We start from the raw sequence: 6,317 nt of genomic DNA, 5'->3' as shown, positions 1-6,317 counted from the left end.
ACGCTGCTATGGGTCGATCAATTGGCGCGGCGCTTCACGAAAATCGCTGCCGCGAAAGCAACAGCGGAATCGACAAGATAATGTTCAAGCAACTCAGCTTACTCGACCAGAATCAGGTCAACGAACTGAAAAACATTGCCGACAAGGCGCAATTTGTTGACGGCAAGATCAGCAATCCGCACAGCAAGGTGAAGAATAATCTGCAATTGCACGATGTCGAAGGCTATCAGAAATCGTCAAAGATCCTACATGACGCGTTGATGGGCAACCGAGAATTCGTCGACTTCGCTTTCCCAGAAAAAGTCGCACCGCCGCTGATCACCCGATACGAGCCGGGCATGAACTACGGGCTGCACGCCGACAGCGCGGTCATCCCGCTGCCCGAGGGCCCGCTCCGTTCGGACCTGAGCTGCACGATATTCCTCAGCGATGTGAACGACTGCAAGGGCGGTGCCCTGCATGTGACACAGGGCGAGGCGGGCATGCGGTTCAAGGGCCTGCCAGGCACCGCGATCGTCTATCCGTCCTCAACCCTGCACGAAGTCGAAGCGGTGACCGCTGGCGAACGCATGGTCGCCATCACCTTCATCCAGAGCAAGATCCCGGACGTCACCGAGCGCAATCTGCTTTACGAACTGAACGAAGTGGCGGCGCTTGAGGGGCTCAATATGGCGCACGACAATTATACCCGTTTGCAGGCGGTCCAGTATAATCTGATGCGCAAATGGATGCGCTGATCAGGTCGTTGATCAATAGCCCATCAGGCTCAACACTTCCTTGCGGCTGCGGGCATCATCCAGGAAACAGCCGAACAATCGGCTGGTGATCATTGCCACGCCGGGTGTGCGGACGCCGCGAGCGGTCATGCAGCTGTGGTTGGCCTCGATCACCACCGCCACGCCGTGCGGCTTGAGATTGTCCCAGATACATTCGGCGACTTCGGCGGTCAGCCGTTCCTGTACCTGCAGTCGCCGGGCGAAGCCATGCAGCACGCGGGCCAGCTTGGAGATGCCGACGACCTTGTCGGTCGGCATATAGGCGATGCTCGCCTTGCCGATGATCGGTGCCATATGATGTTCGCAATGAGAGTGAAACGGGATGTCCTTGAGCAGCACCAGCTCGTCATAGCCGCCCACTTCCTCGAAGGTTCGCGCCAGATGCATGGCCGGGTTTTCGGCATAGCCTTCGCAATATTCCTTCCACGCCCGCGCCACCCGCTTCGGGGTGTCGATCAGCCCTTCGCGCTCGGGATCGTCTCCGGCCCAGCGCAGCAGCGTCCGCACCGCTTCCTGGACCTCGTCGGGTACCGGAAGTTTCAGGGATTCGCGCTCGGCGAGCGCATCGACAATGGAGTTGGAATAATCGGCCAAGGCAGGTCCTTCACTTCAGCAGGTGCAATGCCAACAAAATAGGCCAGCGGGGACCGATGCGCAAGTGCACCTTGGGACATGTCAGATGAAGAAGGAAAATGGTGCGCCCAGAGAGATTCGAACTCCCGACCCCTTGATTCGTAGTCAAGTACTCTATCCAGCTGAGCTATGGGCGCTAACCAGACGGTGCAGATAGGCGGGGATTAGTCCGCTGGCAACCCATTTCTGTCAATTTTCTACGACCAACAAGGCCTGCTCGGCTGCCATTGCCGCAGCATCATCGAGCGTTTCCCTCACCAGCGTATAGGTTATGGGAAAAGGGAAAGTTTTAACCCTCACATTCAGATTTCCATCGGGCCGAAGCGTCATTTCCGCCTTCCCATTGAGCGGCAAGTCATAGGCGGAAAACTGGCCCGCTTTGGTCCTGGTGAAATCTTTGAGGACAACCATGTCCGGTGTGATGGCGAAGATCAATGCGTGTACCCAGCCATCCAAAACGAAGGCCCGGCCTTTTTCAATCCGGATCCTCTTCTTGATCGAAGAAATTTTCCAGATTCCGTCAATCGGCAAGCTATCGCCCTGCTCGACCGCGTACCGGTCAGGCAAAATGGCTTTCATTAAACCGGTATTTTGCGCGGCGCCATTACCCTTTCCCCCTTTGCGGAGACTCGCCATATTCTCACTCGCCAGACGAGCAAATTTGCCGCCGGGGAATTGTTCCAGATAATTGGCAAATGCGGCGAGATTATTCGCACTGAGAGCACCCTGCCAAGCCAGGGCATCGAGTGCGGTTTCATCCAAAGCAAGCACTGGATTGGTTTCGGTGACCGTCGGCGTATCCGTCGCAGCGCCTTGCTCACCGCCAACCAGATAGATGGGCGTGCCGGTGATGCTGGCGCTGACAAAGGGTCGCTGGGTTCCACCGGTCGCCGTCAGCACATCATCGCGAACCGAACCGCCGAGCAATTGCACGGGCAGATTGGGCTGGGGCAGTCTTTTCGCCAGAGACTCCGCAAAAGGCGAGTTTTTGCCGTCCCCATCAGCGGCCGTCTGACCCGGGGCAGCGGCATAGATCACGAGAACATCATCCGCCTCAATACCTATCAGCCCGCGATTCACCGCACGCGTGCCTGATTTCCAGGATCGCGCGAACGGATTGTTGCGACAAGCATCCAGCACCACCATGCGTATCTGCGCGCCAGCCAATGATTCCATCACCCGGTCCAGCGCGATGGCTTCGTAGGGCAGATCAAAATCGTCATTCAGTGCAGCATCCGTCGGGATCAGCCAGTTCTTTCCCTGCCCTTCGATACCGTGCCCGGCATAATAGACCATCGCGACATCCGCGCCATTTGCCTTTTTCCGGAAATCGCGCAGCGCCAGCTGAAAGTCCGTGACCGCCAGATTTTGGACGATGGTGACATCATCAAAGCCTGCCTGATCCGCCGCAGCCGCGACCAGCTGCGCATCATTTGCCGGATTGGTCAATATGCTGGTATTTGCATAGTTGGCGTTGCCGATAATCAGGGCAACGCGCTTTGCTTCCGCCGTTCCCGTCAGCGTAAGAAATATGAAAACACATATCAGACAATATCGGAACATGGCCCACCCCCAGTTGCCCCAATTTGACAGACTGTGAAGCCATCCACAAGGTGGGCAGACGATATTTGGCGAAATGACCTATTTGCTAGTCAATGCCGCCTGGGCCGCGGCGAGCCGGGCGATCGGTACGCGATAGGGCGATGCACTGACATAATCGAGCCCGGTTTTCTCGCAGAAGGCGATCGAAGCCGGGTCGCCGCCATGCTCGCCGCAAATGCCCAGCTTGATGTCGGGGCGCGCCGCCCTGCCCCGCTCCGCGGCGATTTCGATCAGCTGGCCGACGCCCTCGATATCGAGGCTGACAAACGGATCGCGTGGAAAAATGCCCTTGTCGACATATTGGGTCAGGAAGCGGCCGGCATCGTCGCGCGAGACGCCGAGCGTGGTCTGGGTCAGGTCATTGGTGCCGAAGCTGAAAAACTCGCCATGCGCAGCGATCTCGCCGGCCATCAGCGCGGCGCGCGGCAGTTCGATCATCGTGCCAACGAGATATTCAATCTCCCGGCCTTTTTCGGCGAAGACTTCTTTCGCCATCCGGTCGACGACATCCTTCATCAGTTCCAGCTCGCGCGCGGTGGCGACGAGCGGTATCATGACTTCGGGTATCGGGGCTTCGCCGCTCTTTTCCGCCACTTCGCAGGCCGCCTCGAAGATCGCCCGCGCCTGCATTTCGTAGATTTCGGGATAAGTGACGCCAAGACGGCAGCCGCGATGGCCGAGCATCGGGTTGAACTCATGCAGTTCATTGGCCCGCTGTTTCAGCGTGTCCACGCCGACATCGGCGGCTTTCGCGACTTCCTCGAACTCCGACTGGTGATGCGGTAGGAATTCGTGCAACGGCGGATCGAGCAGGCGGATAGTCACTGGCAGGCCGACCATGACCTCGAATATCTGGCGGAAATCGTCGCGCTGTTCGGGCAGCAATTTGGCCAGGGCGGCGCGGCGGCCCTTTTCGTCTGGAGCCAGAATCATCTGGCGAACGGCAGTAATCCGGGCGGCATCGAAGAACATATGTTCGGTCCGGCACAGGCCGATGCCCTCGGCGCCGAAATCGCGGGCGACCTGGCAATCGAGCGGGGTTTCCGCATTGGTGCGGACGCCAAGACGGCGGACCTTGTCGGCCCAGACCATCAGTACGCCGAAATCGCCGACCAGTTCCGGCTGGATCGTGTCGACCCGGCCCGCCATCACCTGGCCATTGCTGCCATCGATGGTCAGCATGTCGCCTTCCTTCAGCTCGCGGTCGCCGACCTTCATGACCTTGGTTTCATTGTTGATCGAGATTGTGCCGGCACCGGAAACACAAGGTCTGCCCATGCCCCTGGCAACCACGGCGGCATGTGACGTCATGCCGCCACGCGCCGTCAAGATACCCTTGGCGGCATGCATGCCGTGGATATCCTCGGGCGAAGTTTCGGTCCGCACCAGGATGACGTCATCGCCCATTTCCGTGCGCCGTTCGGCGGTGTCACTGTCGAACACGATCAGGCCGCTGGCAGCGCCGGGAGAGGCCGGCAGGCCGGTGGTCAGGACATCGCGCACGGCATCGGGATCGAGCGTCGGGTGGAGCAGCTGGTCGAGCGCCATCGGATCGACGCGCATCACTGCCTCTTCCTCGGTGATCAGGCCGTCATGGGCCATGTCGACCGCGATTTTCAGCGCCGCCTTGGCGGTGCGCTTGCCCGAGCGGGTCTGCAGCATCCACAATTTGCCGCGCTCTACGGTGAATTCGATATCCTGCATGTCGCGATAATGGCGTTCGAGCAAATCGAAGACGGTGGTCAGCTCCTTGTAGGTCTCCGGCATCGCCTCTTCCATCGACAGCGGCTTGGCATTGGCCTCCTCGCGGGCGGCTTTGCTGAGATATTGCGGCGTGCGGATACCGGCGACGACATCCTCGCCCTGCGCGTTGATCAGCCATTCGCCATAATAAGCGCTGTCGCCGGTCGACGGATTGCGGGTGAAGGCAACGCCGGTGGCGCTGGTTTCGCCCATATTGCCGAACACCATCGCCTGGACATTGACCGCGGTGCCCCATTCGCCGGGAATATCGTTGAGACGGCGGTAGACCTTGGCCCGTTCCGCCTGCCAGCTGCCGAAGACGGCGCTGACGGCGCCCCAGAGCTGGTCATTCACATCCTGCGGGAACGGCTTGCCCCAGAGCTTCTCGACCAGGCCCTTATATTCCGCGACCAGGGCTTTCCAATGCTTCGACTCCATCTCAGTATCGGTGAAGAAGCCATTGTCTTCCTTGATTATTTCCAGTGCTTCTTCGAAGGCGTCATGATCGAGTTCGAGCACCACATCGCTGTACATCTGGATGAAGCGGCGGTAGCTGTCCCAGGCGAAGCGTTCGTCGCCGGAGGTTTTGGCCAGACCCTCGACCGTGTCGTCGTTCAAGCCGAGATTGAGCACCGTGTCCATCATCCCGGGCATCGAGGCGCGGGCACCGGAACGGACCGATACCAGCAGCGGATCGGCCGGATTGCCGAACGTCTTGCCGGTGACACCTTCGATATGGGCAATGCCCTGCGCCACTTCGGCGTCGAGACTGTCGGGATAGACGCGTCCATCGGCATAATATTTCGTGCACATCGCGGTGGAGATGGTGAATCCGGGTGGTACCGGCAGGTCGATATTGGCCATTTCAGCGAGATTGGCCCCCTTGCCGCCGAGCAGGTTGCGGGCCTCGGTCTTGTCAGACGGCGCGCCATCTGCGTCGATCCCACCACCGAAACGATATACATATTGGGTCATCATTATCTCCCTCTCCCCTTCAGGGGAGAGGGCCGGGGAGAGGGGGGAAGCCTCCGTGCCGGCCAATTCAGTTAAAATATGGAGAGACTTCCCCTCTCCCAACCCTCTCCCCTGAAGGGGAGAGGGCTATTTCCGATCACCAATTGCGCAAAAGCTCGCTGCTATTCTTTACAATCTTTACACAGTTATGAATCAAATCCCTGCTAGCCCTCGATCTGCGAGAAATCGGCCACCTGATGCACCGCATCGCGGAACCGCGCCAGCAGGGCGAGACGGGCTTCGCGCTTTGCGGGATCATCATCATTCACGGTCACATCCTCGAAAAACTGGTCAATCGGTCCGCGCAGCGCGGCGAGCGCGGTCATGGCGGCTTCAAAACGCTCTGCTTCGATCGCAGCGGTCACTTGCGGTTGCGTCGCGTCGAGCGCGTCGATCAGAGCCTTTTCGGCTTTTTCGGGCGTGTAGGAAAGAATATTGTTCCCCTGCGCAGGCAGGGGTCCATCACGGACCGTTGCGTCAGGATCAGAGGTCGGGAGATGGGCCCCTGCCTCCGCAGGGGCACTGGTGCCGCCCTCTTTCTTCAATATG

Annotated in this window: 5 protein-coding genes and 1 tRNA gene; 1 reads left to right on the top strand and 5 read right to left on the bottom strand. The window is 59.2% G+C overall.

Annotated features, from left to right (window positions below; translation table 11 throughout):
* The coding region (locus ACEW8J_RS05620; protein WP_373490662.1) for a Fe2+-dependent dioxygenase at positions 1-737 on the top strand (737 nt) is incomplete at its 5' end.
* A 12-nt stretch (positions 738-749) separates the two neighbouring features.
* On the opposite strand, the gene folE is transcribed toward ACEW8J_RS05620, so the two are convergent.
* The 5 genes from folE to ACEW8J_RS05595 all read right to left on the bottom strand — a co-directional run.
* On the bottom strand, positions 750-1,370 hold the full coding sequence (folE, locus tag ACEW8J_RS05615; RefSeq protein WP_373490661.1) for a GTP cyclohydrolase I FolE: 621 nt from the start codon (positions 1,368-1,370) through the stop codon (positions 750-752).
* A gap of 99 nt (positions 1,371-1,469) precedes the next feature.
* Positions 1,470-1,546, bottom strand: a tRNA-Arg gene (locus ACEW8J_RS05610).
* 52 nt (positions 1,547-1,598) lie between these two features.
* Entirely contained in the window at positions 1,599-2,972 is a 1,374-nt protein-coding gene (locus tag ACEW8J_RS05605; RefSeq protein ID WP_373490660.1) for a caspase domain-containing protein, read from the bottom strand.
* A gap of 78 nt (positions 2,973-3,050) precedes the next feature.
* Positions 3,051-5,729: a pyruvate, phosphate dikinase gene (gene ppdK / locus ACEW8J_RS05600; RefSeq protein WP_373490659.1), complete on the bottom strand. Its 2,679-nt coding sequence runs from the start codon at positions 5,727-5,729 to the stop codon at positions 3,051-3,053.
* Positions 5,730-5,932: 203 nt separating this feature from the next.
* On the bottom strand, positions 5,933-6,317 hold a 385-nt coding region (locus ACEW8J_RS05595; protein WP_373490658.1), incomplete at its 5' end, for a DALR anticodon-binding domain-containing protein.

This window comes from Parasphingorhabdus sp. (genome assembly GCF_041748495.1).
Classification (GTDB): Bacteria; Pseudomonadota; Alphaproteobacteria; order Sphingomonadales; family Sphingomonadaceae; genus Parasphingorhabdus.
Note: the sequence above shows the minus strand (reverse complement) of the source record. Positions and strands in the feature narration are given on the sequence as shown.